At 71.8% G+C, this 24,960-nt stretch carries 22 protein-coding genes; 7 read left to right on the top strand and 15 right to left on the bottom strand.

Annotation, left to right across the window (positions count from 1 at the left end; all coding sequences use genetic code 11):
• Positions 1-49 precede the first annotated feature (49 nt).
• Positions 50-823: a creatininase family protein gene (locus tag AQI95_RS45055; RefSeq protein ID WP_425264893.1), complete on the bottom strand. Its 774-nt coding sequence runs from the start codon at positions 821-823 to the stop codon at positions 50-52.
• A 38-nt stretch (positions 824-861) separates the two neighbouring features.
• On the opposite strand from AQI95_RS45055, the gene ribA reads away from it, so the two are divergent.
• Positions 862-1,533 (top strand): GTP cyclohydrolase II, encoded by a 672-nt coding sequence (gene ribA / locus AQI95_RS22700; RefSeq protein WP_067126640.1) that lies wholly within the window; start codon positions 862-864, stop codon positions 1,531-1,533.
• A gap of 75 nt (positions 1,534-1,608) precedes the next feature.
• Here ribA and AQI95_RS22695 read toward each other — a convergent pair whose 3' ends face one another.
• Positions 1,609-2,832 (bottom strand): serine hydrolase domain-containing protein, encoded by a 1,224-nt coding sequence (locus AQI95_RS22695; RefSeq protein WP_067126637.1) that lies wholly within the window; start codon positions 2,830-2,832, stop codon positions 1,609-1,611.
• 65 nt (positions 2,833-2,897) lie between these two features.
• Positions 2,898-3,647, bottom strand: a complete 750-nt coding sequence (locus tag AQI95_RS22690; RefSeq protein WP_079071401.1) for an MFS transporter — start codon at positions 3,645-3,647, stop codon at positions 2,898-2,900.
• Positions 3,648-3,725: 78 nt separating this feature from the next.
• Between AQI95_RS22690 and AQI95_RS22685 the strand changes: the two genes are divergently transcribed.
• Positions 3,726-4,163 carry a PPOX class F420-dependent oxidoreductase gene (locus AQI95_RS22685; protein WP_067126634.1) on the top strand — a complete coding sequence of 146 codons (438 nt, stop codon included), beginning with the start codon at positions 3,726-3,728 and terminating at the stop codon, positions 4,161-4,163.
• Here the strand turns inward: AQI95_RS22685 and AQI95_RS22680 are convergent.
• Positions 4,142-5,041 (bottom strand): NAD(P)-dependent oxidoreductase, encoded by a 900-nt coding sequence (locus tag AQI95_RS22680; protein ID WP_067126631.1) that lies wholly within the window; start codon positions 5,039-5,041, stop codon positions 4,142-4,144. The genes AQI95_RS22685 and AQI95_RS22680 overlap by 22 nt on opposite strands.
• Before the next feature lie 129 nt (positions 5,042-5,170).
• On the opposite strand from AQI95_RS22680, the gene AQI95_RS22675 reads away from it, so the two are divergent.
• Positions 5,171-5,767: a TetR/AcrR family transcriptional regulator gene (locus tag AQI95_RS22675; protein ID WP_067126628.1), complete on the top strand. Its 597-nt coding sequence runs from the start codon at positions 5,171-5,173 to the stop codon at positions 5,765-5,767.
• Positions 5,768-5,860: 93 nt separating this feature from the next.
• Positions 5,861-6,202 (top strand): VOC family protein, encoded by a 342-nt coding sequence (locus tag AQI95_RS22670; RefSeq protein WP_067126626.1) that lies wholly within the window; start codon positions 5,861-5,863, stop codon positions 6,200-6,202.
• Between the two features lie 90 nt (positions 6,203-6,292).
• Here AQI95_RS22670 and AQI95_RS22665 read toward each other — a convergent pair whose 3' ends face one another.
• Positions 6,293-6,958 carry a TetR/AcrR family transcriptional regulator gene (locus tag AQI95_RS22665; protein WP_067126623.1) on the bottom strand — a complete coding sequence of 222 codons (666 nt, stop codon included), beginning with the start codon at positions 6,956-6,958 and terminating at the stop codon, positions 6,293-6,295.
• A 347-nt stretch (positions 6,959-7,305) separates the two neighbouring features.
• Between AQI95_RS22665 and AQI95_RS22660 the strand changes: the two genes are divergently transcribed.
• The gene (locus tag AQI95_RS22660) at positions 7,306-9,180 is read left to right on the top strand and encodes an ArnT family glycosyltransferase (RefSeq protein WP_067126620.1); all 1,875 of its coding nucleotides are present in this window, start codon (positions 7,306-7,308) and stop codon (positions 9,178-9,180) included.
• A 23-nt stretch (positions 9,181-9,203) separates the two neighbouring features.
• Here AQI95_RS22660 and AQI95_RS22655 read toward each other — a convergent pair whose 3' ends face one another.
• From AQI95_RS22655 to tkt, 7 genes are read right to left on the bottom strand one after another with little or no spacing between them, the layout of a single operon-like run.
• Entirely contained in the window at positions 9,204-9,797 is a 594-nt protein-coding gene (locus AQI95_RS22655) for a histidine phosphatase family protein (protein WP_067126616.1), read from the bottom strand.
• Positions 9,798-9,803: 6 nt separating this feature from the next.
• Entirely contained in the window at positions 9,804-10,682 is an 879-nt protein-coding gene (gene gnd / locus AQI95_RS22650) for a phosphogluconate dehydrogenase (NAD(+)-dependent, decarboxylating) (protein WP_067126613.1), read from the bottom strand.
• Position 10,683: 1 nt separating this feature from the next.
• Positions 10,684-12,345: a glucose-6-phosphate isomerase gene (gene pgi / locus AQI95_RS22645; RefSeq protein ID WP_067126610.1), complete on the bottom strand. Its 1,662-nt coding sequence runs from the start codon at positions 12,343-12,345 to the stop codon at positions 10,684-10,686.
• Position 12,346: 1 nt separating this feature from the next.
• Positions 12,347-13,273: a glucose-6-phosphate dehydrogenase assembly protein OpcA gene (gene opcA / locus AQI95_RS22640; RefSeq protein WP_067126607.1), complete on the bottom strand. Its 927-nt coding sequence runs from the start codon at positions 13,271-13,273 to the stop codon at positions 12,347-12,349.
• Positions 13,270-14,868, bottom strand: coding sequence for a glucose-6-phosphate dehydrogenase (gene zwf, locus AQI95_RS22635; RefSeq protein ID WP_067126604.1), 1,599 nt, complete (start codon positions 14,866-14,868; stop codon positions 13,270-13,272). Before zwf ends, opcA begins: the two co-directional genes overlap by 4 nt.
• Positions 14,865-16,010 carry a transaldolase gene (tal, locus tag AQI95_RS22630; protein ID WP_067126601.1) on the bottom strand — a complete coding sequence of 382 codons (1,146 nt, stop codon included), beginning with the start codon at positions 16,008-16,010 and terminating at the stop codon, positions 14,865-14,867. Before tal ends, zwf begins: the two co-directional genes overlap by 4 nt.
• 55 nt (positions 16,011-16,065) lie before the next feature.
• Positions 16,066-18,141: a transketolase gene (tkt, locus tag AQI95_RS22625; protein ID WP_067126598.1), complete on the bottom strand. Its 2,076-nt coding sequence runs from the start codon at positions 18,139-18,141 to the stop codon at positions 16,066-16,068.
• Between the two features lie 145 nt (positions 18,142-18,286).
• Between tkt and AQI95_RS22620 the strand changes: the two genes are divergently transcribed.
• Positions 18,287-19,183 (top strand): helix-turn-helix domain-containing protein, encoded by an 897-nt coding sequence (locus tag AQI95_RS22620; protein ID WP_067126595.1) that lies wholly within the window; start codon positions 18,287-18,289, stop codon positions 19,181-19,183.
• A gap of 18 nt (positions 19,184-19,201) precedes the next feature.
• Here AQI95_RS22620 and AQI95_RS22615 read toward each other — a convergent pair whose 3' ends face one another.
• Positions 19,202-20,599 carry a glycoside hydrolase family 16 protein gene (locus tag AQI95_RS22615; protein WP_067126592.1) on the bottom strand — a complete coding sequence of 466 codons (1,398 nt, stop codon included), beginning with the start codon at positions 20,597-20,599 and terminating at the stop codon, positions 19,202-19,204.
• Positions 20,600-20,914: 315 nt separating this feature from the next.
• On the opposite strand from AQI95_RS22615, the gene AQI95_RS22610 reads away from it, so the two are divergent.
• Positions 20,915-21,295, top strand: coding sequence for a nuclear transport factor 2 family protein (locus tag AQI95_RS22610; RefSeq protein WP_067126589.1), 381 nt, complete (start codon positions 20,915-20,917; stop codon positions 21,293-21,295).
• 23 nt (positions 21,296-21,318) lie between these two features.
• Here AQI95_RS22610 and AQI95_RS22605 read toward each other — a convergent pair whose 3' ends face one another.
• Together AQI95_RS22605 and AQI95_RS22600 are read right to left on the bottom strand one after the other, a co-directional pair.
• Positions 21,319-22,992, bottom strand: coding sequence for a PHP domain-containing protein (locus AQI95_RS22605; RefSeq protein ID WP_067126587.1), 1,674 nt, complete (start codon positions 22,990-22,992; stop codon positions 21,319-21,321).
• A 29-nt stretch (positions 22,993-23,021) separates the two neighbouring features.
• A complete protein-coding gene (locus AQI95_RS22600) occupies positions 23,022-24,848 on the bottom strand; it encodes a LamG-like jellyroll fold domain-containing protein (protein ID WP_067126584.1) in 1,827 nt (608 codons plus the stop codon).
• Positions 24,849-24,960 lie beyond the last annotated feature (112 nt).

The raw sequence follows: 24,960 nt of genomic DNA, 5'->3' as shown, positions 1-24,960 counted from the left end.
GCCTGCCCGGCGCCGTCGTCCTCGCGGTGCGCCGGTACGCCGCAGACCCTCAGTGTCCCCGCGCGGAGGTGAGCAACGCGAAATACGGCTCGAAGGATTCCGCCAGGCTCGCCAGCAGTGCCTTCCCCTTTTCCGCCGAACCCAAGGAAGGACGGCCGATGACGCCCGATTCGGTATAGGCGGACATTCCCACGGTGAGCAGATGACGACGGTCGTCAGCAGTGAAATCGGCGGACTCGTGACCAGGGCGGACGAATTCGGGATGAGCGTGCAGCAGAATCGAGGTCTCGATTTCACCGGCGTGCATGTCGGTGAGCAGCGAGGTGCGCACCCCCGCCCGCTCCCGTGCCGCCTCCCAGTCCTCGGCGCCCGGGAACAGCGCCATCCGCTCACCGCGCGCGGAGGCCTCCTGGACGACGTTGCCCAGGACGTAGTTGCCGCCGTGCCCGTTGACCACGACGAGCGCGTCGACGCCCGAGCCGCGCAGCGACGCCGCGATGTCCGAGACCACCGCGTGGAGGGTCACGGCCGAGATGCTGACGGTCCCCGGCCACCGGGCGTGCTCGTGCGAGCAGGAGACCGTCACGGGAGGAAGGAGGTGCACGGGGTACGAGGCGGCGATCTCCTGCGCCACGGCACAGGCCACGAGCGTGTCGGTCGCCAGCGGAAGGAACGGACCGTGCTGTTCGAAACTGCCGACGGGAAGGACGGCGACCTGTGCTGAAACGTCCGCCCCCCGCGCCGACACGTCCTGCGTGGTGTCCGTCGGCATCACACCGTACAACGCTCCGCTTGCCGCCGCCCGCGCGCCCGAACCACTCATCATTCCACGGCCTTTCGTCTCTGCTTAGGAATCAGATCATGACAGAAAACACCGGCGTCAACCTCGGCGTACTCGGCAAGAAGTCCCCGCGCCGTTCGGGCGCGGAACGCGTGGTGAATGCACCGCTGCCCACCGTGTACGGGAAATTCCAGGCGATCGGCTACCTGGACCACGACCGCGGTGACGAGCAAGTGGCCCTGGTGTACGGCGAGATCGGCAGCGAGAACGTGCTGACCCGGCTGCATTCGGAGTGCCTGACCGGGGACGCGTTCGGCTCCCGGCACTGCGAGTGCGGCGACCAGCTGGCGTCGGCACTGCGCGCGGTCGTCGCCGAAGGCAGCGGGATCGTCGTCTACTTGAGGGGGCACGAGGGCCGTGGCATCGGGCTGCTGGCCAAGCTGCGCGCGATGGCGCTGCAGGCCGAGGGCCTGGACACGGTGGAGGCGAACCTCGCGCTCGGCCTGCCCGTGGACGCCCGTGACTACGGTGTCGCGGCCGAGATCCTGCGCGACCTCGGGGTGCGCTCGGTGCGCCTGATGTCCAACAACCCGCGCAAGCGGGAGGCGCTGGTACGGGACGGCATCCAGGTCGCCGAGCAGGTGCCGCTGCTCATCGAGCCGTGCGAGAGCAACATCACCTATCTGCGCACCAAGCGGGAGCGGCTGGACCACATCCTGCCGCATCTGGACGCCGTCGCCCACGGTTCCTGAGAACGATCGGCCGGCCCTCCGTCCGTCCGGCTCGGCGCCCGCCGCCTCCCCCACGGGCGGCGGACGCCGAGCCGGTCAGTCCACCAGCGCCTCGTGCACCAGCCGCCGCAGCTCCGGGAAGATCTTCAGCGTCTTCGGGCGTACCTGCGTCATGAACTGCACCGTCAACTCGTGCGCCGGATCGACCCAGAACGCGGTCGTGGCCGCGCCGGTCCAGCCGTAGGTGCCGCGCCCGGAGGGGGACAGGGTGCGGGACGGATCGGTCACCACCGACACGTTGAAGCCGAAGCCGAGCCCGTCGTTGCCGGGCTCCTGGTGGACCGGGGCGCCGAAGGAACGCAGGACCGCGTCGCCGGGCAGCTGGTTGCGGGTCATCAGCGCGACCGTGTCCGCGGACAGAAGCCGCACGTCGTCCAGCTCGCCGCCCCGGCGCAGCATCTCCATGAACCGGTGGAAGTCGTAGGCGCAGGAGACGAGGCCGCCGCTGCCGGACAGGAACCGCGGCCGGCCGTGGACCGGCAGCCCCGGTACGGGGGTGATCCCGCCGTCGTCCGTCTCCCCGTACAACTCGGCCAGTCTGCCCGCCTGCCGGGGCTCGACGTGGAAGCCGGTGTCGTTCATGCCGAGCGGACGCAGGATCCGCTCGGTGAGGAACACGTCCAGCGCCTGCCCCGACACCACCTCGACGACCCGGCCCAACACGTTCGAGGCCACCGAGTAGTTCCACTGGGTGCCCGGTTCGAACTGCAACGGCATCCGCGCGTACACCTCGACCGTCTCGGCCAGGTCGGCGCCCGGCGGGACGGAGTACTCCAGTCCCGAGGCACGGTAGAGGGCGTCGACCGGGTGCCGGTGGTAGAAGCCGAACGTCAGGCCCGCGGTGTGGGTGAGCAGATGGCGGATCAGGATCGGACCGGCGGCCGGGCGGGTGCGCAGGTCCGAGCCCGAGCCGCCCTCGTACACGACGGGCTCGGCGAACACCGGCAGGTGGCGCTCCAGCGGGTCGTCGAGCGCCAGCCGGCCCTCCTCCACCAGCAGCAGCACGGCGACCGCGGTGACCGGCTTCGTCATCGAGTAGATCCGCCAAAGGGTGTCCGTCTCCACCGGCAGCCCGGCCGCCGTGTCGCGGTGGCCGTACGCGGTGAGGTGGGCGATCCGGCCGCCGCGGGACAGGGCCAGGAGGAAGCCGGGCAGCCGCCCCGCGTCGACGTGGTCGGCGACCCGCCGGTCCAGGCGCTCCAGCGCCCAGGCGTCCAGCCCCGCCTCGTCCGGGTCGACTTCCTGCCGCAGTGGTGCCATCGCTCTCCTCCGCTCGTGCGGTCCGCGACGCCTGCCCGGCTGCCCGCCGGGACGTCGTCCGCCGGTCATCGTCCCGCAGGAGCACCGCCACGGACCCGCCCATCGGCGCTGTGTGTGATCGACGCGACGCCCCCGGCCCCGGATCCGGTCCCGGGCAGCGCACGGGCCAGGAGTACGCCGAGGGCCGCGACGGCCGCGAGCGCGAGCAGCGCGGGCCCGGTCCCGGCGCCCATCAGCGCACCGGCCGTGGCCACCCCCACGGCCGGACCGACGTTCAGCGCCGTCTGCTGCAGTCCGCCCGCCACCCCGGCCACCGCCACCTCCGCCCGTCGTACGACCACCTGGGTGGCCGCCGTCAGCACCGTGCCGAACCCCGCGCCCAGCAGCGCGAACGCGCAGCCGAACGCCGGCGCGGACGAGGCCCCGGACAGCAGGAGGACACCGAGCGCGAGCAGCGCCGCCGCCGTCGTCGTGGCGCGCGCACCGAGGCGGCGCAGCAGCGCCGGGCACAGCGCGGCGGACGCCACCATCAGCACGGCCAGGGGCAGAGCGTGCAGCGCGCTGTGCAACGGGTCGAGGTCCAGCCGGCGTTGGAGGACGTAGGTGGCCACGAAGAGGGCGCCGAACAGGGCCGCGGACACGGTGACGAGGACGCCGAGCGCCGCCGCGATCGCCCGGGAGTCGACGACCGAGGGCGGCAGCAGCGGGCTCGCCGTTCGGCGTTCGTGCCGCACGAGCAGGGCCGTGGCGACGGCGAGCCCCGCCCCGGAGAACGGCCGCGTGGCCAGCGACTGCACCAGAGCGGACAGGGCCACCGCGACCTAGTAGACAGTGTCTACGCCATGCGTGGCGCGGAGGGAATGCGGGGCCCGCCGCGGCGGGTTGAGAGAGTCATGACGCACGACACCACGCAGGACGCGCTGCTCGCCCTGGTTTCGGCGGGCCACGGCGGGGTCCTCGTGACCCTCAAGCAGGACGGCCGCCCCCAGCTGTCCAACGTCAGCCACGCCTACGACCCCGACGAGCGGATCATCCGGATCTCCGTCACCGACGACCGCGCCAAGACCCGCAATCTGCGCCGTGACCCCCGCGCCTCGTACCACGTCACCAGCGCCGACCGCTGGGCCTACACCGTCGCCGAGGGCACGGCCGAACTGTCCCCGGTCGCCGCGGACCCCCAGGACGACACCGTCGAGGAACTGATCCGCCTCTACCGCGACGTCCTCGGCGAACACCCGGACTGGGACGAGTACCGGGCGGCGATGGTCCGCGACCGCCGCCTCGTGGTACGGCTGCGCGTCGACCGGGTCTACGGCGTCCCGAGGCGCTGACCCTGCCCCTTGTCGGTGCGCGCCTCGATCGCGCGCAGTACGGCGACCATGTCCTCGCCGCCGTACCCGTTGGCCACGGTCTCCTCGAACAGGGCGTGACACACGTCGAGGAGCGGTGAGGCCAGCTGCGCCCCGCGGGCCGCCTCGGCGATCAGCCGGTTGTTCTTCAGCACGTCCAGGGCGGCCGCCTGCACCGTGAAGTCCCGCTCGCGCAGCTTCGGTGCCTTCATCCGGGAGATACCGCTGGACATGGGGCCCGCGTCGAGGACGTCCAGGAACAGCCGCCGGTCCAGGCCCTGCCGCTCGGCGAAGTGGTACGCCTCGGTCAGCCCGGTCACCAGGGTGATCAGGAAGAGGTTCACGGACAGCTTCATCAGCAGCGCGCCCGGCGCCGGCCCGCACACGAACGTCTCCCGGCACAGCGGTGCGAGCAGCGGCCGTACGGCGTCCACCGCCTCCGCCTCTCCGGCGAGCATCGCCACCAGCTCTCCCTGCTCCGCCGGGACCCGCGATCCGGAGACGGGCGCTTCGACGTACCGGCCGCCGGCGGCGCGGATCTCGCTCTCCAGGGCCTGGGAGTACTCGGGGGACGTGGTGCCCATGTGGACGACGGTGCGTCCGGCGACGCGTGCGGCGAGGTCGGGCGTGCCACGGCCGAGGACGGCGTCGACGGCTCCTTCGTCGGCGAGCATCAGCAGCACCACGTCCGTCCGTGCGAACACCTCGGCGGCGTCCGCGGCGACCGAGGCACCGGCCGCGCGCAGGGGTGCGGCGCGGTCCGGGGTCCGGTTCCAGACCACCAGGGGAGTGCCGGCGGACAGCAGGCGCCGAGCCATGGGCCGGCCCATCACTCCGAGACCGATGAAACCGACCTGCACAGGGACCGTCCTTCGCTCCGGGGGCGCTCCGGAAGTCGGTTATGACGGCTGTCATAGTAGCCGTTGTTATGACGCCGGTCATAGAGTGCCGGTCATGAGAACCGGGACGGCGAGGGACGGAGGCCGGTGATGGGCGAGACGCGACGGGGGCCACGGGAGCGGATGGTCTTCAGCGCGGCCCAGCTCATCCGGCGCGACGGCGTCGCCGCCACCGGCATGCGCGAGGTCGCCGCCCACGCCGGCGCACCGCGCGGCTCGCTGCAGCACTACTTCCCGGGCGGGAAGGAACAACTGGTCGACGAGGCGGTCGGGTGGGCCGGACGGTACGCCGGCAAGCGGATCGCGCGCTTTGTCGCGGGCCTCGACGAGCCGACGCCGAGCGGACTGTTCGCGGCGATGGCCGCGCAGTGGACCGACGAGTACGCGGCGGACGGCTTCGGGGCGGGCTGCCCGGTGGCCGCCGCCACCGTCGAGTGCGCCGCCGCCGGCGGCTCGACCCGGGAGGCCGTCGCCGCCGCCTTCACGACCTGGCGGACCCCACTGGCCGAGGCCCTGGCGGGTATGGGCGTCCCGGCGGCCCGTGCCGACTCCCTGGCCACGCTGATGATCAGCACTCTGGAGGGCGCGATCCTGATGGCCCGTGCCGCACGGGACGTACACCCCCTGACCACGGCCGTACGGGAACTCGGGCCCCTGCTCGACGCGGCGGCGGCCCCGGCCCCGTGAGGGCGGCCGTGCGGCTGGGCGGGGCAGCCGGGCGGCGGGTCGAGGACGGTCGGTGCTTGTCCCGCCGCCGTTCGCCGCACTAGCCTCACGCCCGTGATCAACGGTGCGCATGTGGTGCTGTACAGCCGGGACGCGGAGGCCGACCGGGCCTTCCTGCGCGACACCCTCGGGTGGGCGCATGTCGACGCGGGCCGCGGATGGCTCATCTTCAAGGCGCCGCCCACCGAGGTGGCCTTCCACCCCACCGACGGCGAGCCCGCGCACGAGCTGATGCTGATGTGCGACGACCTCGACGCGACGCGGCGCCGACTCACCGAGCAGGGCGTGGAGTTCACGCGCCCGGTGGAGGAGGCCGGGTGGGGCCGGGTGACCGCTCTCCGCCTGCCGGGCGGCGGCGAACTCGCCCTGTACGAGCCGCGCCACCCGACGCCGTAGCCCGATCGCCTCGGCTCGGCGGGTGCCGGGATGCCGCGCCCGCGTCACTCCGGTGCCAGGAGTCCGTACGACAGGGTCCGGGAGGCTGCGTCAGCCGCCCGCCCGCTCCGCCGTGAGATAGGCGATCACCATGTCGCCGAGCATGGTGCGGTAGCGCTCCCGCCGGGCCGGGTCCACCAGGTCCCGGCCGAACAGGGCGCCGAAGGTGTGCCGGTTGGCGACCCTGAAGAAGCAGAACGAGCTGATCATCGCGTGCAGGTCGACGGCGTCCGCGTCGGCCGTGAACAGCCCGGACTCCTGCCCCGCGGCGAGGATCCGGCGGATCACCTCCAGGGCCGGGGAGCCGATCCTGCCGAGCTTCTCGGAAGCCGCGATGTGCTCGGCGTCGTGGATGTTCTCGATGCTGACCAGGCGGATGAAGTCCGGGTGCCGCTCGTGGTGGTCGAAGGTCAGCTCGGCCAGCCGCCGGATCCCGGCGACCGGGTCCAGATGCTCGACGTCCAGCTGCTGCTCGGCCTCGCGGACCACCCCGTACGCCCGCTCCAGCACGGCCGTGAACAGCTGCTCCTTGCCGCCGAAGTAGTAGTAGATCATCCGCTTGGTGGTGCGGGTGCGGGCCGCGATCTCGTCCACCCGGGCGCCGTCGAAGCCGGCCCGCGCGAACTCCTGCGTGGCCACGTCGAGGATCTCGGCCTTGGTGCGGGCGCCGTCGCGCACCCGCACCCCGGGTCGTGCCGGTTCTTCGACGCTGGTCATCGCTTTCCTTCGGGCCGGGGAACGCCTGGTCGGCGCGCTCGTGCGCGTGCCGGTGATTGTAGGAGCAGGGGGCCCGGGGCCGCCGGTGACTTCGGACTCCCGGGCCGGCGGGCCGACTTCGCCGACCCGCCTCGGGCCCCGGCGCCCTCCGCCGTGGGTGACTACCACCTCTTCCTCGCCACCCAGGAGAAGGAGGGGGTGAGCACGCGGTGAGACCTCGGTGAGATCCGGCTTCACAGTGCACCGTCACCTGGCACGGCGGCCGATACTCGCACGGTCCGGGACATTTCCCCGGCGGTTCGGATCCGAGCGTTCCGGACCCGACCCGTGTGCCTGGAAGGCCGTTCATGCCCAGCCCCGTCGGCCAGCAACTGCTGAGCCACGCCCCGCCACCGACCGCACCCGCCCCGCCGATACCGGCGAGCACCGACCGCTACGAGCGGCCGGTGCTCGCCGCCATCGCCGTACTCGCCGCCGTCCTGTGCCTGTGGGGCCTCGGCCACAGCACGTACCACGCCTTCTACGCGAGCGCGGTGCGCAGCATGACAGGCGACCCGGCCGACTTCTTCTACGGCGCCTTCGACCCGGCGGGCTCCATCACGCTGGACAAGCTGCCCGGCTTCCTGTGGCCGCAGGCCCTTTCCGCGCTGCTGTTCGGCTTCCACCCGTGGGCGCTGGTGCTGCCCCAGGCCCTGGAGATGGTGGGCTGTGTCCTGCTGCTGCATCTGCTGGTGCGCCGTTGGGCCGGGGTGCCCGCGGGGCTGCTGGCCGCCGCGTTCCTGACACTCACCCCGGTGACCGTGGGCCTCGGGCGCTCCGTCACCGAGGACGCCCCGTTCGTGCTGCTTCTGCTGCTGGCCGCCGAGGCCACCTGGCGGGCCACCGAGCGCGCCCGCCCACGCACCCTGCTGCTCGCGGGCCTCTGGGTGGGCCTCGCCTTCCAGTGCAAGATGCTGGAGGCGTGGGCGGTGCTGCCCGCGCTCGCCGTGACGTACCTCGTCGCCGCGCCCGCCGCACCGCGCCGCCGTATCGGCCATGTCGCCCTGGCCGGGGCGGTGACCGTGGCGGTGTCGCTGTCGTGGATGCTGGCCGTCGCGCTCACTCCGGCGGGCGCCCGCCCGTACCTCGACGGGACCACCGACGACTCGCCGTTCGCGCTGGTCGTCGGCTACAACTTCCTGACCCGTTTCCACACCATGGGCATCGATGCGGCCGGCACCGGCAGCATCGTGGCGAGCGGCACGGTCCGCGCGGGCGGACACCTCGGGCCCGGCATGGGCGACGGCATCGGGAAGATGTTCAGCCCGGGCCTGGCCACCCAGACCGGCTGGCTGTATCCGCTGGCCGCGCTCGGCCTCGTCGGCGGGCTGCTGGCGCTGCGCCGACGCCGCGCGCCGCGCACCGACCGGCTGCTCGCCGGGTATGTGCTCTGGGGGGTGTGGGGCGTGACGTTCTTCGCCGTCTTCAGTTTTGGCAGCGTCACCGGCCACACCTACTACATGGGCGTCGTCGCGGTGGCCGTGGCCGCGCTCGCCGCGGTGGGCGTCGTGCGGGCCGGGCGCTCCCGCGTGCTCGCCGCCGTCCTCGCCGCCGACGTCGTCTGGTGTGCTGCCCTGACCTGGTGGTACCCGCGCTTCCAGCCCTGGTCGGCGCCGTGCGCGATCGCCCTCGGCCTGCTCGCCCTGCTGCTCGCGGGCCTGCGCCGGCCGGGCGCGCTCGCCACGGCCCTCGCCGCCGTCCTGCTGGTCCCGGCCGTGTGGACGGCCTCCGCGCTGTCCCCGCGCTACAACCAGCCCGGCGCCTTCGGCCGGGTCGGCCCCACCAGCACGCCCGCCGGCTTCGCGCCGTCGCCCCTGGGCCCCCAGCACCGACGGCTGCTCGCCTACCTGACCGCGCACCGCGACGGCGCCCGCTATTTGGCCGCCGTACCCGGCTGGCAGAGCGCCGCGCCGTACATACTCGCCGCCGACGCGCCCGTGCTGCCGATGGGCGGCTTCACCGGCCGCGTCCCGTACCCGGCGCCGATCGCCTTCCACCGCCTCGTGGACACCGGGCGGCTGCGCTACGTCATAGTGACGGAGCCTTTCCTCAAGGCACACACCCCGGCCGGGGAACTGGTCCGCTGGACCGTCGCCCACTGTGCGCTCGTCCCGCGGACCGCCTACGACCCCGGCGACCGGACCCGGCTGCTGTACCACTGCGGCCCGGCTCACCAGGGGTGAACCGGGCCGCGGTGAAGGAGCCGTCAGGGCCGTCTGTTCCACTCCGCGATCACGGGGCGCCCGTGTTCGGTGGACAGTCGGCTGACCGTGGCCGTGGCCAGCTGGAACAGCCGTCCCTCGGCGGGCGGCAGGCCCAGGCGGCGGGCGGTGAGCACCCGCAGGAAGTGGGCGTGGGCGACGAGGACGACGTCCCCGTCGTGCTCGGCGAGCGCGGCGTCGACGCGGGTCAGCACCCGGTCGGCGCGAGCGCCGATCTGCTGCGGTGACTCGCCGGGACGACCCTCGGGGCCGGGCGGCACGCCGTCGGTCCACAGGTCCCAGTCGGGGCGCGAGCGGTGGATGTCGACGGTGGTGACGCCTTCGTAGCCGCCGTAGTCCCACTCGTGCAGATCGGGGTCGGTCACGATGCCGGTCAGGCCCGCCAGTTCGGCGGTGCGTATCGCGCGGCCCATGGGGCTGGCCAGCGCGAGGGCGTAGGTCCGGTCGGTGAGGAGCGGGGCGAGGGACTTGGCCTGTTCCTCGCCGTGCTCGGTCAGGGGCAGGTCGGTCCAGCTGGTGTGCTGGCCCGACAGGCTCCACTCCGTCTCACCGTGGCGGACCAGCAGGAGGTCCCCCACAGCGGTTCAGTCCTTCTTCTCGACCGCGTGGCCGCCGAACTGGTTGCGCAGCGCCGCGATCATCTTCATCTGCGGGGAGTCGTCCTGCCGCGAGGCGAACCGGGCGAACAGGGAGGCGGTGATCGCCGGGAGCGGCACCGCGTTGTCGATGGCCGCCTCGACCGTCCAGCGGCCCTCACCGGAGTCCTCCGCGTAGCCGCGCAGCTTCTCCAGGTGCTCGTCCTCGTCCAGGGCGTTGACCGCGAGGTCGAGGAGCCAGGACCGGATGACGGTGCCCTCCTGCCAGGAGCGGAACACCTCGCGGACGTTCTCCACGGAGTGGACCTTCTCCAGCAGCTCCCAGCCCTCGGCGTACGCCTGCATCATGGCGTACTCGATGCCGTTGTGGACCATCTTGGAGAAGTGCCCGGCGCCGACCCGGCCCGCGTGCACATAGCCGTACGGCCCCTCCGGCTTGAGCGCCTCGAAGATGGGCTTCAGGGGCTCCACATGGTCCTTGTCACCGCCGACCATGAGCGCGTAGCCGTTCTGGAGCCCCCACACGCCGCCCGACACACCGGCGTCGACGAAGCCGATGCCCTTGATGGCGAGGGCGGCGGCGTGCTTCTCGTCGTCGGTCCAGCGCGAGTTGCCGCCGTCGATCACCGTGTCGCCGGGCTCCAGCAGGTCGCCCAGTTCGTCGATGACGGTCTGCGTGGCGGTGCCGGCCGGGACCATCACCCAGATGCGGCGCGGCGCGTCGAGCTTCTCGACCAGTTCGGCGAGGGACTTGACGTCGGAGACCTCGGGATTGCGGTCGTAGCCGATGACGGTGTGGCCGGCGCGGCGGATCCGCTCGCGCATGTTGCCGCCCATCTTGCCGAGACCGATGAGACCGAGCTGCATGTCAGTTCACTTCCTGAGCGTTCTTGAGGTGGCGGTAGGCGGCGACGAGGGTCTTGGTGGACGGGTCGAGACCGGGCACGTCGGCGCCGCCGGTCAGGGCGGGCTCGACGCGCTTGGCGAGGACCTTGCCCAGTTCCACGCCCCACTGGTCGAAGGAGTCGATGTTCCACACCGCGCCCTGCACGAACACCTTGTGTTCGTAGAGGGCGATCAGCTGGCCGAGCACGGACGGGGTCAGCTCGGTGGCGAGGACCGTCGTGGTCGGGTGGTCGCCGCGGAAGGTGCGGTGCGTCACCTGCTCCTCGGGGACGCCCTCCGCGCGGACCTCCTCGGCGGTCTTGCCGAAGGCGAGGGCCTGGGTCTGGGCGAAGAAGTTGGCCATCAGCAGGTCGTGCTGGGCCTTGAGTTCACCGCTCAGCTCGTCGACGGGCCGGGCGAAGCCGATGAAGTCCGCAGGGATCAGCTTGGTGCCCTGGTGGATCAACTGGTAGTAGGCGTGCTGCCCGTTGGTGCCCGGCGTGCCCCACACGACCGGCCCGGTCTGCCACTGCACCGGCTCGCCGTCGCGCTGCACCGACTTGCCGTTGGACTCCATGTCGAGCTGCTGGAGGTACGCGGTGAACTTCGACAGGTAGTGGCTGTACGGCAGCACCGCGTGCGACTGGGCGTCGTGGAAGTTGCCGTACCAGATGCCCAGCAGGCCCAGCAGCAAAGGCGCGTTGGCCTCGGCGGGCGCGGTGCGGAAGTGCTCGTCCATCAGCCGGAAGCCGTCGAGCATCTCCCGGAACCGCTCCGGGCCGATCGCGATCATCAGGGACAGCCCGATCGCGGAGTCGTACGAGTACCGGCCGCCGACCCAGTCCCAGAACTCGAACATGTTGTCCGGGTCGATGCCGAACTCGGCGACCTTCTCGGCGTTCGTCGACAGGGCGACGAAGTGCTTCGCGACCGCCTTGTCGTCGCCCTCCAGTCCGTCGAGCAGCCAGGTGCGCGCGGAGGTCGCGTTGGTGATCGTCTCGATCGTGGTGAACGTCTTGGACGCCACGATGAACAGGGTCTCCGCCGGATCCAGGTCCCGGGTCGCCTCGTGCAGGTCGGCGCCGTCCACGTTGGACACGAACCGGAACGTCAACTCCCGTGCGCTGTAGGGGCGCAGCACCTCGTAGGCCATCGCCGGGCCGAGGTCGGAGCCGCCGATGCCGATGTTGACGACGTTCCTGATCCGCTTGCCGGTGTGACCGGTCCACTCGCCCGAGCGGACCCGCTCGGCGAAGCCGGCCATCTTGTCCAGCACGGCGTGCACCTTCGGTACGACGTTCTCGCCGTCGACCTCGACCACCGCGTCCCGCGCGGCCCGCAGCGCGGTGTGCAGCACGGCCCGCTGCTCGGTGACGTTGATCCTCTCACCGCGGAACATGGCGTCGCGCAGCGCGAACACGCCCGTGGCGGTGGCGAGTTCCTGGAGCAGGGCCAGGGTCTCGTCGGTGATCAGATGCTTGCTGTAGTCGATGTACAGGTCGCCGACCCGTACGACGTACCGCTCGGCGCGGCCGGGGTCCGCCGCGAACAGCTCGCGCAGATGCGGCCGCCCCTCGGCGCGGTGGTCGGCGAGCGCCGCCCATTCGGGCCGGTTGACGAGCTTGGGAAAATCGGACTCTGCCATCTCAGGCGTTCTCCTTGGCGGCCTCGCCCTTGAGGGCGATGGCGTACATCTCGTCGGCGTCGAGGCGGCGAAGCTCCTCGGCGATGAGTTCGGAGGTGGGGCGGACCTTCAGGGCCAGGGTGCGCGGCGGCTGGCCCGGCAGGGTCAGCGTCGCGAGGGGGCCCTCGGGGCGGTCGATGACGATCTCGCCGCTCGCGGTGCCGAGGCGCACGGCCGTGACGACCGGGCCCGCGGTGACCACGCGGTCCACCCGGACCTTCAGGCGGGCCTCCAGCCAGCGCGAGAGCAGCTCGGCGCTGGGGTTGTCGGCCTCGGCCTCGACGGCCGCCGAGGTCACCTTCGTCCGGGCCTGGTCCAGGGCGGCGGCCAGCATGGACCGCCACAGGGTCAGCCGGGTCCAGGCGAGGTCGGTGTCGCCGGGGGCGTAGTTGCGGGCGCGGGTCTCCAGGACCTCCATCGGCCGCTCGACGGCGTAGAGGTCGGTGATCCGCCGCTGGGCCAGCGCGCCGAGCGGGTCCTTCGACGGGGCGTCGGGCGCGTCCACCGGCCACCAGACGACGACGGGCGCGTCCGGCAGCAGCAGCGGCAGCACGACCGAGTCGGCGTGGTCGGAGACCTCGCCGTAGGTGCGCAGGACGACCGTCTCGCCGGTGCCGGCCTCGGAGCCGACCCGGACCTCGGCGTCGAGCCGGGAGTGGGTGCGGTCGCGCAGGGTGCGGGCGTGCCGCTTGATGACGACCAGGGTGCGCGAGGGGTGCTCGTGCGAGGCCTCCTCGGCGGCCTTGATCGAGTCGTAGGCGTTCTCCTCGTCCGTGACGATGACCATCGTCAGGACCATGCCCACGGCCGGGGTGCCGATGGCGCGGCGGCCCTGCACCAGCGCCTTGTTGATCTTGCTTGCCGTGGTGTCGGTCAGGTCGATCTTCATGGCCTGCGCCAGCTCCGTCCGTCTCGTGCGAGCATCTCGTCCGCTTCACTCGGTCCCCAGCTGCCCGACGCGTACTGCGCCGGCCTGCCGTGCGCCGCCCAGTACTCCTCGATCGGGTCGAGGATCTTCCAGGACTCTTCCACTTCCTGGTGACGGGGGAACAAATTCGCGTCGCCGAGCAGCACGTCCAGGATGAGCCGCTCGTAGGCCTCGGGGCTCGACTCGGTGAACGACTCGCCGTAGGCGAAGTCCATCGACACGTCCCGGATCTCCATCGACGTACCCGGCACCTTCGAGCCGAACCGCACGGTCATGCCCTCGTCGGGCTGGACGCGGATCACGATCGCGTTCTGGCCCAGTTCCTCGGTGGCGGTGGAGTCGAACGGGGAGTGCGGGGCCCGCTTGAAGACCACCGCGATCTCGGTGACCCGGCGGCCCAGCCGCTTGCCGGTGCGCAGGTAGAAGGGGACGCCCGCCCAGCGGCGGTTGTCGATGCCCAGCTTGATCGCGGCGAAGGTGTCGGTCTTCGACGCGGGGTCGATGCCGTCCTCCTCCAGGTAGCCGACGACCTTCTCGCCGCCCTGCCACCCGGCCGCGTACTGGCCGCGCACGGTGTGCCGGCCCAGTTCCTCGGGCAGCCGCACCGACTTCAGCACCTTCAGCTTCTCGGTGAGCAGCGCCTCCGCGTCGAACGCGATCGGCTCCTCCATGGCGGTCAGCGCCATCAGCTGCAGCAGGTGGTTCTGGATGACGTCACGGGCGGCGCCGATGCCGTCGTAGTAGCCCGCCCGGCCGCCGATGCCGATGTCCTCGGCCATGGTGATCTGCACATGGTCGACGTACGACCGGTTCCAGATCGGCTCGTACATCTGGTTGGCGAAGCGCAGCGCCAGGATGTTCTGGACCGTCTCCTTGCCGAGGTAGTGGTCGATGCGGAACACCTGGTCCGGCTCGAACACGTCGTGCACGATCGTGTTCAGCTCGATGGCGCTGGCCAGATCGCGGCCGAACGGCTTCTCGATGACCGCGCGCCGCCAGGCACCCTCGGGCGGGTTCGCCAGGCCGTGCTTCTTCAGCTGCTGCACGACCTTGGGGAAGAACTTCGGCGGCACGGAGAGGTAGAACGCGAAGTTGCCGCCGGTGCCGCGGGAGGCGTCCAGCTCCTGGACGGCGTCCTTCAGCTGCTTGAACGCGGTGTCGTCGTCGAAGTCACCGGGGATGAACCGCATGCCCTCGGCGAGCTGCTGCCAGACCTCCTCGCGGAAGGGGGTGCGGGAGTGCTCGCGCACGGAGTCGTGGACGACCTGCGCGAAGTCCTGGTCCTCCCACTCCCGGCGGGCGAAGCCGACGAGCGAGAAGCCCGGCGGCAGCAGACCACGGTTGGCCAGGTCGTACACGGCCGGCATCAGCTTCTTGCGGGACAGGTCACCGGTCACACCGAAGATGACCAGCCCGGACGGGCCCGCGATCCGGGGAAGGCGGCGGTCGCGGGTGTCCCGCAGCGCGTTCACCCAGTCGGCGGCCGGGGCCACCGGCACGGTCACCTCCGCCGGCGCCTGCACGGCTGCGGTAGCGGCGGGTGCGTTGTCGGTCATCGGGCGTCAACTCCCTTGCTCTTCAGGGACTTCGCTACGGCGTCCAGCAGCTCCTGCCAGGCCGCCTCGAACTTCGCGACGCCCTCGTCCTCCAGCTGCTGGACGACCTCGTCGTAGGAGATGCCGAGCCGTTCCACGGCCGCAAGGTCCGCGCGGGCCTGTGCGTAGCCGCCGGTCACCGTGTCACCGGTGATCTCGCCATGGTCGGCGACGGCGTTCAAGGTGGCCTCCGGCATGGTGTTGACCGTGCCCGGCGCGACCAGCTCGTCCACATACAGGGTGTCCTTGTACGCGGGATCCTTCACCCCGGTGGACGCCCACAGCGGACGCTGCTTGTTCGCCCTGTCCCCCGAGAGCGCCAGCCAGCGGTCCGCGGCGAAGACCTCCTCGTAGGCCTCGTAGGCCAGCCGGGCGTTGGCGAGGGCCGCGCGGCCCTTGAGACCGAGGGCCTCCTCGGTGCCGAGGGCGGTCAGCCGCTTGTCGATCTCGGAGTCCACGCGGGAGACGAAGAAGGACGCGACCGAGTGGATGGTGGAGAGGTCCACGCCGCGCGCGCGGGCCTGCTCCAGGCCGGCCAGGTAGGCGGCCATGACCCCGCGGTAGCGCTCCAGGGAGAAGATCAGCGTGACGTTGACGCTGATGCCGAGGCCGATGACCTCGGTGATCGCCGGCAGGCCCGCCTCGGTCGCCGGGATCTTGATCATCACGTTGGGGCGGTCGACGAGCCAGGCGAGCTGCTTGGCCTCGGCGACGGTCGCCGCGGTGTCGTGCGCGAGACGCGGGTCGACCTCGATGGAGACCCGGCCGTCCCGGCCGCCGGAGGTGTCGTACACGGGGCGCAGGACGTCGGCGGCGGCGCGCACATCGGCGGTCGTCATCATCCGCACGGCCTCGTCGACGGTGACACCGCGTACGGCGAGGTCGGCGAGCTGCTCCTCGTAGCCCTCGCCTGAGCCGATGGCGGCCTGGAAGATCGACGGGTTGGTCGTGACACCGACGGCGCTGCCGCTCGCCACCAGCTCGGCGAGGCTGCCCGAGGTGATCCGCTTCCGCGACAGGTCGTCCAGCCAGATCGACACGCCCTCGTCGGCGAGGCGCTTGAGGGCTCCCGGGGTCGCGATTGCTTCGGTCACAGTGATCATCTTTCTTTCGCGTCGGTATGAGGCGCCGGTGACGGCGCCGGTGTCGGTGTCGGTGTCAGGCGCGCGCGGCGGCGAGCGACTCGCGGGCCGCCGCGGCGACGTTCTCGGGGGTGAAGCCGTACTCGGCGAACAGGGTCGCCGCGTCCGCGGAGGCGCCGAAGTGCTCGAGCGAGACGATGCGTCCCGCGTCGCCCACGTACCGGTACCAGGTCAGTCCGATCCCGGCCTCGACGGCGACCCGCGCCTTCACGGCCGGCGGCAGCACCCGCTCGCGGTACTCGCGCGGCTGCTCCTCGAACCACTCCACGGACGGCATCGACACCACCCGGGCGTCGATCCCCTCGGCCTCGAGCCGCTCCTGCGCGGCCACGGCGAGCTGCACCTCGGAGCCCGTCGCGATGATGATCACCTCCGGGACCTCGGCCTGGGACTCGCGCAGCACATAGCCGCCCTTGGCCGCGTCCTCGTTCGGCGCGTACACCGGCACGCCCTGGCGGGTGAGCGCGAGCCCGTGCGGGGCGGGGTTCGTGGCGTGCCTCTTCAGGATCTCGGCCCAGGCCACTACGGTCTCGTTGGCGTCGGCCGGGCGGACGACGTTCAGGCCCGGGATCGCGCGCAGCGAGGCCAGGTGCTCGACGGGCTGGTGGGTCGGGCCGTCCTCGCCGAGGCCGACCGAGTCGTGCGTCCACACGTAGGTCACCGGCAGCTGCATCAGCGCCGCCATCCGCACCGCGTTGCGCATGTAGTCGGAGAAGACGAGGAAGGTGCCGCCGTAGATCCGGGTGTTGCCGTGCAGGGCGATGCCGTTCATCTCCGCGGCCATGGAGAACTCGCGGATGCCGAAATGGACGGTACGGCCGTAGGGGTCGGCCTCGGGCAGCGGGTTGCCCTTCGGCAGGAAGGAGCTGGCCTTGTCGATGGTCGTGTTGTTCGACCCGGCGAGGTCGGCGGAGCCGCCCCACAGCTCGGGGATCACCGGGCCGAGGGCCTGCAGCACCTTGCCGGAGGCGGCGCGGGTCGCGACGGACCCGCCCTCCTCGAACACCGGCAGCGCGTCCTGCCAGCCCGCGGGCAGCTCGCCCTTGCCGATCCGGTCGAAGAGGGCGGCCCGCTCGGGATGGGCGGTGCGCCACTCGGCGATCCGCTTGTCCCAGGCCGCGTGCGCCTCGGCACCCCGGTCCAGGGCGCGCCGGGCGTGGTTCAGGACCTCGTCCTCGACCTGGAAGGCCTGCTCGGCGTCGAAGCCGAGGACGCGCTTGGTGGCCGCGATCTCCTGCGCGCCGAGGGCGGAGCCGTGCGAGGCCTCGGTGTTCTGCGCGTTCGGGGCGGGCCAGGCGATGATCGTGCGCATCGCGATGATCGAGGGCCGGCCGGTCTCGGCCTGCGCGGCCTTCAGCGCCGCGTACAGGGCGGGGGCGTCGACGTCGCCGTCGGCGGTGGGCTCGATGCGCTGGGTGTGCCAGCCGTAGGCCTCGTACCGCTTCAGGACGTCCTCGGAGAAGGCGGTCGCGGTGTCGCCCTCGATGGAGATGTGGTTGTCGTCGTAGAGGAAGACCAGGTTGCCGAGCTTCTGGTGGCCGGCGAGGGAGGAGGCCTCGGCGGAGACGCCCTCCTCCAGGTCGCCGTCGGAGACGATCGCCCAGACGGTGTGGTCGAAGGGGGAGGTGCCCTCGGGAGCCTGCGGGTCGAACAGGCCGCGCTCGTAGCGGGCCGCCATCGCCATGCCGACCGCGTTGGCGACGCCCTGGCCGAGCGGGCCGGTGGTGGTCTCGACGCCGGCCGTGTGCCCGTACTCGGGGTGGCCGGGGGTCTTCGAGCCCTGGGTGCGGAACGCCTTCAGATCGTCCAGCTCCAGCTCGTAGCCCGAGAGGAACAGCTGGGTGTACAGGGTCAGCGAGGTGTGCCCGGGGGAGAGGACGAAGCGGTCGCGGCCGGTCCACTCGGGGTCGGCCGGGTCGTGCCGCATCACCTTCTGAAAGATCGTGTACGCGGCCGGGGCCAGGCTCATCGCGGTGCCGGGGTGTCCGTTGCCCACCTGCTGCACGGCGTCGGCCGCGAGGAGCCGGGCGGTGTCCACGGCACGCCGGTCGAGGTCGGTCCACTCGAAGCCGTCTGATGTCTGCGCGCTCATCTTCAAGAAGTCCTCGTTCGAAGCGTTCTGGCTGGCCTGACGCGTTCAAAAGTAAAAGTCTGACTTTTGAGAGGGAAGGTTGGAGTGTGTCAGCCTGTGGTGAAAGTGGGACACGGATCTTCGACAGGGACGGCGCAAGTAGGACATGGTGGACAGAACACCCGGCGGGGCGGGCGACGGCGACGGCATCAGGACCTTCCCCTTCCCGGTCGATCTGAGCGTCGGCGGCGTCGGCATACAGGTCGGCCCCATGGGGACCGAGCGCACCTGGCACGCTGAGGCCCCGCTGCACCGGGTCCACCGCATCGACTTCCACGTCGTCATGCTCTTCACCGAGGGCCCCGTCCGGCACATGATCGACTTCGCCGAGTACGAGGCGCGGGCCGGCGACCTGCTGTGGATCCGGCCCGGACAGGTGCACCGCTTCTCGCGGACCAGCGAGTACCGCGGCAGCGTCCTGACCATGCAGCCCGGCTTCCTGCCCCGCGCCACCGTGGAGGCCACCGGCCTCTACCGCTACGACCTGCCGCCGCTGCTGCGTCCCGATGCGCCCCAGCTCGCCGCGCTCCGGGACGCGTTGGCCAACCTGCGACGCGAGTACGAGGACACCGAGACGCTCCCGCTCAGCCTGCACACGGCGATCCTGCGGCACTCCCTCACGGCGTTCCTGCTGCGCCTCGCCCACCTCGCGGCCAGCTCCGCCGAGGCCACCCGGCAGCACGCGGACAGCACCTTCACCCGCTTCCGCGACGCCGTCGAGGGCGGCTTCGCGACCAATCACAGCGTCAGCGCCTACGCCGACTCCCTCGGCTACTCCCGCCGCACCCTCGTCCGCGCCGTCCGCGCCGCCACCGGCGAGACCCCGAAGGGCTTCATCGACAAGCGCGTCGTCCTGGAAGCCAAACGCCTGCTCGCCCACACGGACATGCCGATCGGCCGCGTCGGGGCGGCCGTGGGCTTCCCCGACGCGGCGAACTTCACCAAGTTCTTCCATCTGCACACCGGGCAGACACCGGTCGTGTTCCGGGCGGAACTGCGCTGACGTACCGGCTCGGGACGGTCAGTGGCCGAAGTCGAACCAGTTGACGTTCACGAAGTCGGACGGCTGACCGCTGGTGAAGGTCAGATACACGTCATGGGTTCCGCTCACCGCGCCGATATTGGCCGGAACGGTCCGCCAGGACTGCCAGCCCCCGGTGTTCCCGACCGCGAAACTGCCGATCGGCGCGTTGTCCCGCCTGTCCAGACGCACCTCGACCAGTCCGCTGACACCGTCGGCCGCGCCGCTCGCCACCCGTGCGGAGAACTGGGTGGCCGCCGAGGAACCGAAGTCCACCCCCTTGTACAGCGCCCAGTCGCCGTTCGCGATCCAGCCCATGTCCTGGCCGCCGCCGCTGTCCGTGGTGGCCTCGGTGCTCACGCCGGACTGGCCGTCGTAGGACTCGGCCTGGATCGGACCGTAGGCGTCCCGGTTGCCGCTGGGCGGGGGAGTGGTGCCGCCGCCCCCGCCGGACTGGAGCACCTGCACGTAGTCCACGACCATCGGGTGGTTCGGATCGGTGGCGCCGGTCGGGCCGCCGCCGAACGCCGCCGGGAAGCCGCCGCCCATCGCCACGTTCAGGATCACGAAGAAGCCGTGGTTCGTGGCGTTGGCCCAGGTCGTCGCGTCCACCTGGTTCGCCGTGACGGTCTGGTAGGTGACGCCGTCGACGGAGAAGCGGATCGCCTCCGGGCTCACCGAGCGGTCCCATTCCATCGTGTAGGTGTGGAAGCCCGACTGGCAGGTGGAGTTCGGGCAGGCCGTGGAGTTGCCGATGCCCGTGGTCTCGTTGCAGGGGCCGCCGGGGTTGGTGCCGCAGTGCATGGTGGCCCACGTCTTGTTCAGGCCGTTGACGTTCTCCATGACGTCCAGCTCGCCGACGCTCGGCCAGTTCTGGTAGTTGCCGCGGTACGGCGCGCCGAGCATCCAGAACGCGGGCCAGTAGCCGGCGGCCGCGTCACCGGTCACGTTCGGCATCTGGATGCGGGCCTCCACGCGCAGCTTGCCGCCCGCCGGGGGCTGGAAGTCGGTGCGGGTGGTCTCGATCCGCCCGGAGGTCCAGGCGCCGGAGGCGTCCCGGCGTGGGGTGATGAGCAGATTGCCGTTGCCGTCCAGCGAGACGTTGTCCGGGCTCGACGTCATCGTCTCGACCTCGCCGGTGCCCCAGCCGGCGGCACCGCCCGGATACGAGGTCCCGGTGTCGTACTGCCAGTTCGAGGTGTTGACGCCGGAGCCGGCCGCGCCGTCGAAGTCGTCCAGGAAGACCTGGTTCCAGCCCGAGGGAGGGGCGGGGGCCGTGGCGCTCGCGGGTGCGGTGGCGGCAGTGGCGGCCGCCGCGGCCAGGCCGAGCGAGGCGACGACGGCGAGGAGCGTGCGCCGCAGCGGGCGGGGTCTGGGTATGCCGGAGGGATCGCGCATGGGGAGGCCTCTCGGGTTCGGGGGTGGGTGTGGGGGCCTCGAAGGGCGCCCCCCTACCGTCTGAGAGCGCTCTCAAGGTGCGGCCAATGTGCTCCCCGCCCCCACGACCGTCAAGCCTTGAAGCAAGGAAAGTCCCGCCACCGCAAGGGAGTTCACCGAGTGAAGCCGGGTGAAGCGGCCCGTACCGGCTCAGACCGCGCTGCCCGTCGTCCAGTCGGCCCGGAACGGGTTCCGTCGGCGCCGCCGTCCGCCCGGACGCGCCCCGGCCGTCCTATCGTGGCCCGGGTACGGTCACCCCCGGACCGAGGACAGCGCATGAACGGATCTGCGGCGAGCGTCGTCGAAGCGGCCTTCCGGCACTACCGGTCGCAGGACCGCGAGGCGGCCCTGCCGCTCTACGCCGACGACTTCACCTTCACCAGCCCCCAGGACGACCACATCGACAAGGCGGCCTTCTTCGAGCGCTGCTTCCCCACCGCCGACCGGTTCACCACGCAGCGTCTGCTGCACGTCGTCGCCGCGGACGAGGAACTCGTCATCGTCCAGTACGAGTACGAGCTGGCCGACGGAGGCCGCTACCGCAACATGGAGGCGATCACCGTCCGTCACGGCCTCATCCGGGAGGTGCAGGTCTACTTCGGCGGCAGGGTGCCCCACGCGGGCGAGCACGGCCCCCTGCCACCGCCGCGGCCCTGAGCCCCGGACCCGCCCTGCGCCCCTCAGCGGGCCGCGACCACGTCGACGAAGACGGGGTTGGAGTAGCACCAGGTGTCGGCCCACGGGTCGCCGTCCCCGGGCTCGTGGGGGACCGGGCCGTGCGGGTCGACGGCCGCGCCCAGGTAGCCGGTGCCGTGCCGGTTGCCGTCGCTGCCGCGCAGCCGGACGTAGAAGGACTCCTCGCCCGCGGTGAGCGGGATGCGCAGGGTGTACGTACCGGTGCGGCCGGACACGTCCGCCGTGTGGACGACCCTGGTGTCGGGCGCCTGCCAGGTGTCCCGGTCGGCGACCGGGCCGCGCACCGCGCCCCGGATCACGTCCAGGTGCGCCAACTGCGGCACGATTCCCTGGGGGTTGGCCCGGGAGGCGGTCGTCACCGTCACGTACAGGGCGATCCTCTCGCCCTCGCGGACGCGCAACCGGCCGCCCAGCGTGACGCCGCGCCCCTGGTCGCAGTCGCGCTTCAGCCGGACCTCGAACCCGTCGAGCAGATGCCCGTGGTCGACCCAGACCCGGCCCGCGCGCAGACCCGCCATGACGGCGCGGTAGCCGTAGCGGGTGACGCCGACGTGGGTGCGGCTGAAGGCGCCGGGCCAGAAGTCGCTGCCCGGCTGCGGGGTGTCGGTCTGCACCGGGTCGGGCAGCCTGCCGGTGTCGTCGAAGCTCTGCCCGGCCGGCCAGTCGCCGTTCTTCCAGGTGTCGAAGACCGTGCGGTGGTTGTCGGAGTTGCTGGTGATCGTGAACAGCCGGCCCTCGGCCAGCATCGAGTCCCACAGTCCGCCGACGGTCGCGGTCGCCCAGTCGAAGCCGCCGTACGTCACGTACGCGTCCGCCGGATAACCCGCCCAGGACTGCGCCGAGGGCTTGTTCTCGTACTCGCCGCGGATCGACGTGGCGCCCCGCCGGCCGGGCAGGGCCGCGCCCTGGGCGCCGGGCGCGCCCTCCATGCCGATCATGACCTCGGGCGCCGCGTCCCGCCAGCCGCGCATCTCGTGCGGGGAGTCGATGCCGAGGCGCAGGGGGTGGTTGGCGAGGACGAGCACGTCGTCCACATAGCCGGTCCGGCGCTGCTCGGCCAGCCACCGGATCGCCTCGACGGCGTGCGCCTCGTTGCGGGCGGTGTCCGCGTCGGCGGCGCCGCCCTTGTCGTAGCCGAGGAGCTTGCCGTCGTAGGCCAGCTCGAACCGGGTGAGCAGGTCGACCTCGTGGCGGCCGGGCGCGGCGAACACCGTGCCGTGCTCGGCGGCCGGAATGTACCACTCCAGGCCCTGGAAGATCAGCTGGCGCGGGTTCTCGGCGCGGGCCTTGAGGATCTCCTGGTGCTCCAGCGCGGCGCCGCGGCGGGCGTGCCCGAAGTTGGCGTGCTCGTTGAAGACCATCCAGTCCAGGCCGTACGCGGCGGCGGCCCTGGCCTGCTGGGAGAACGTGTACTTGGCGTCGTGGCTGTAGACGGAGTGGACGTGGTGGTCGCCGACGAGGTGGGCGAGCCGCGGGTCCTCGCCGCCGAGACCGCGCCCCGGGGAGGCGAGCGCGGGGGTCGCCGACGAGCCGAGGGCGAAGGCGGCGCCGAACAGGCCCGCGCGGCGCAGGAGCCCGCGTCTCGACACTCCCTGGGCGTCGAGGTCGGCGGGGGAGACGGAGGGGTCGGCCCAGGTGGGCAGCTGCTGCGCGGTCATGGTCTGGTGAGTGTCCTCGGGGGCGAGCGTCAGTGGGTCATGAAGGCGGAGACGGGCAGCGCCCGGGAGACGATCCGGACGTCGCCGAGGCGGCCGTGCAGAATCTGGTCGATCCTGTCCGCGTACTCGTAGCCGCCGAGCAGCCAGGGCCGTCCGGACGAGGCGATGCCGATCGCGGGGGCGTGCGGATTGCGGGCCACGGGGCAGCCCTGCACATACATCGTCGTGTGCCGTCCGTCGTTGACCACGGCCAGGTGCCACCACGTCTCACGGGCGGTCTCGTCGCCCCAGTTGGTGGCGAGCTGCCGCTGGTTGAGCGGGTGGACCGCCCACTGCGGGCCCGGACCGTCGGAGAGGGAGAGGGTGGCGAGCGGCTCGTCGGGGTCGTCGGTGACCGTGCCGACGGAGCCGTTGCGGCCGGTGCGGCCGACCAGTCCGGACCAGGCGTTGTGCGCGGCGTCCCAGTCGGCGGGCAGCCAGTAGAACGCCTCGATGGTGTAACCGTCCCTGAAGGTCGCCGAGTTGAGCGGCGCGCCGTCGACCGTCTTCAGGTACGCGCCCTTCAGCGGCGACTTGGAGCCCTGGAACTCCAGGCTGCCGTGGCCCGGTTGGTCGGGGTGGTGGTCGGCCGACCAGCCGAGCGAGCCGCCGCCCACCGATACCACGGTGAGGTCGTTGCCACGGCCGGACAGGTCGCGGACCGTGCCGGAGACGGGCGACTCGAAGCGCCAGTAGGCGGCCGTGCCCGGTATCAGCATCCGCGAGACCGGGCGCGCCGGGCGGGCCGGCACCGGGTCGAAGCCGGCGAAGCGGGCGGCGAAGTCGATGCCGACCGTGAAGCGGTCCGCGTCGCCGCTCAGCTCGATCTCCTGCCGCTCCAGCTCGTTGAGTCCCTTCTTGGCCCGGCCGAGGATCCACGGCGAGACCGTCTCGACGTCGATGACGTCACGGTCCAGGTCGAAGTGGTAGAGCCGGATCATGGCCGCACCGCCGAAGTACCGGTTCTGGTAGTTCGTCAGATGCAGATGCACCTCGTTGCCCGCCGCGTTCTTGCGGATCGCGCGGCGAGCCGGCCAGAAGTGGCCGTTCAACGTCAGGAAGATCTGGTCGTGGTCCTCGATCAACTCGTCCCACAGCTGCTGTCCGTGGTCCGACAACGTGTCCTCGTCGACGACCAGTTCGTGCGTGGTCAGGACGACCGGCGTCCTCGGGTGCCGGGCCAGGACGTCCTTCGCCCAGGCGTAGCCCTGCGCCGACAGCCGCCAGTCCAGCGCGAGCACCATCCACTCACGGCCGGCGGCCCTGAACAGGTGGTAGGTGTTGTAGCCGTCCGCGGAGGCACCGCCGAACGTCGGCTTGTCCCGGAACCGCTGCGGCCCGAAGGTGTCCAGGTACGGAGACGGGCCGCGCTGGTCGTCCGTCGAGGACGTGATGTCGTGGTTGCCGGCCAGCACGCTGTAGCCGGCACCCTGCCGGTCGAGGATCCCGAACGCCTCCCCGATCGCGGCGAACTCCTCCTCGGCACCGTTCTGGGTGAGGTCGCCGAGGTGGGTCAGGAAGACGATGTTGTCGTCCTTGCCGTGCTCCAGGAGATAGCGCAACGACGCCTCCAGCGGCGCCGGGTAGATGCTGGGGCCGTCGAACAGGTACTGGGTGTCCGGCATCACCGCGAGCGTGAACCGGCGGCTGTCCGTGTCCGGATGCCGGCCGCTCCGCTCGGCCGCCTCCGCGACCGGCGGCAGTGCGACACCGGCCGCGGCGGCGGCGCCCAGCAGCGCGGTGGCCCTGAGGAAACCGCGTCGTCCGGCACCGGCCTGCGCGGCCTCGTCCTGGCTGTGGTCATGCGACGTGCACACGTGGGCTCCGTGAAGGGTGACGTGACGGGAGGGGGAGGTCGACCAGGCGCCCTGCAGGGGCTACCGGAAGCAGGGAAGTGCGGGAAGTGCGGGGGCTACGAGGAGTACGGGG

Source organism: Streptomyces yokosukanensis (assembly GCF_001514035.1).
GTDB lineage: Bacteria > Actinomycetota > Actinomycetes > Streptomycetales > Streptomycetaceae > Streptomyces > Streptomyces yokosukanensis.
Note: the sequence above shows the minus strand (reverse complement) of the source record. Positions and strands in the feature narration are given on the sequence as shown.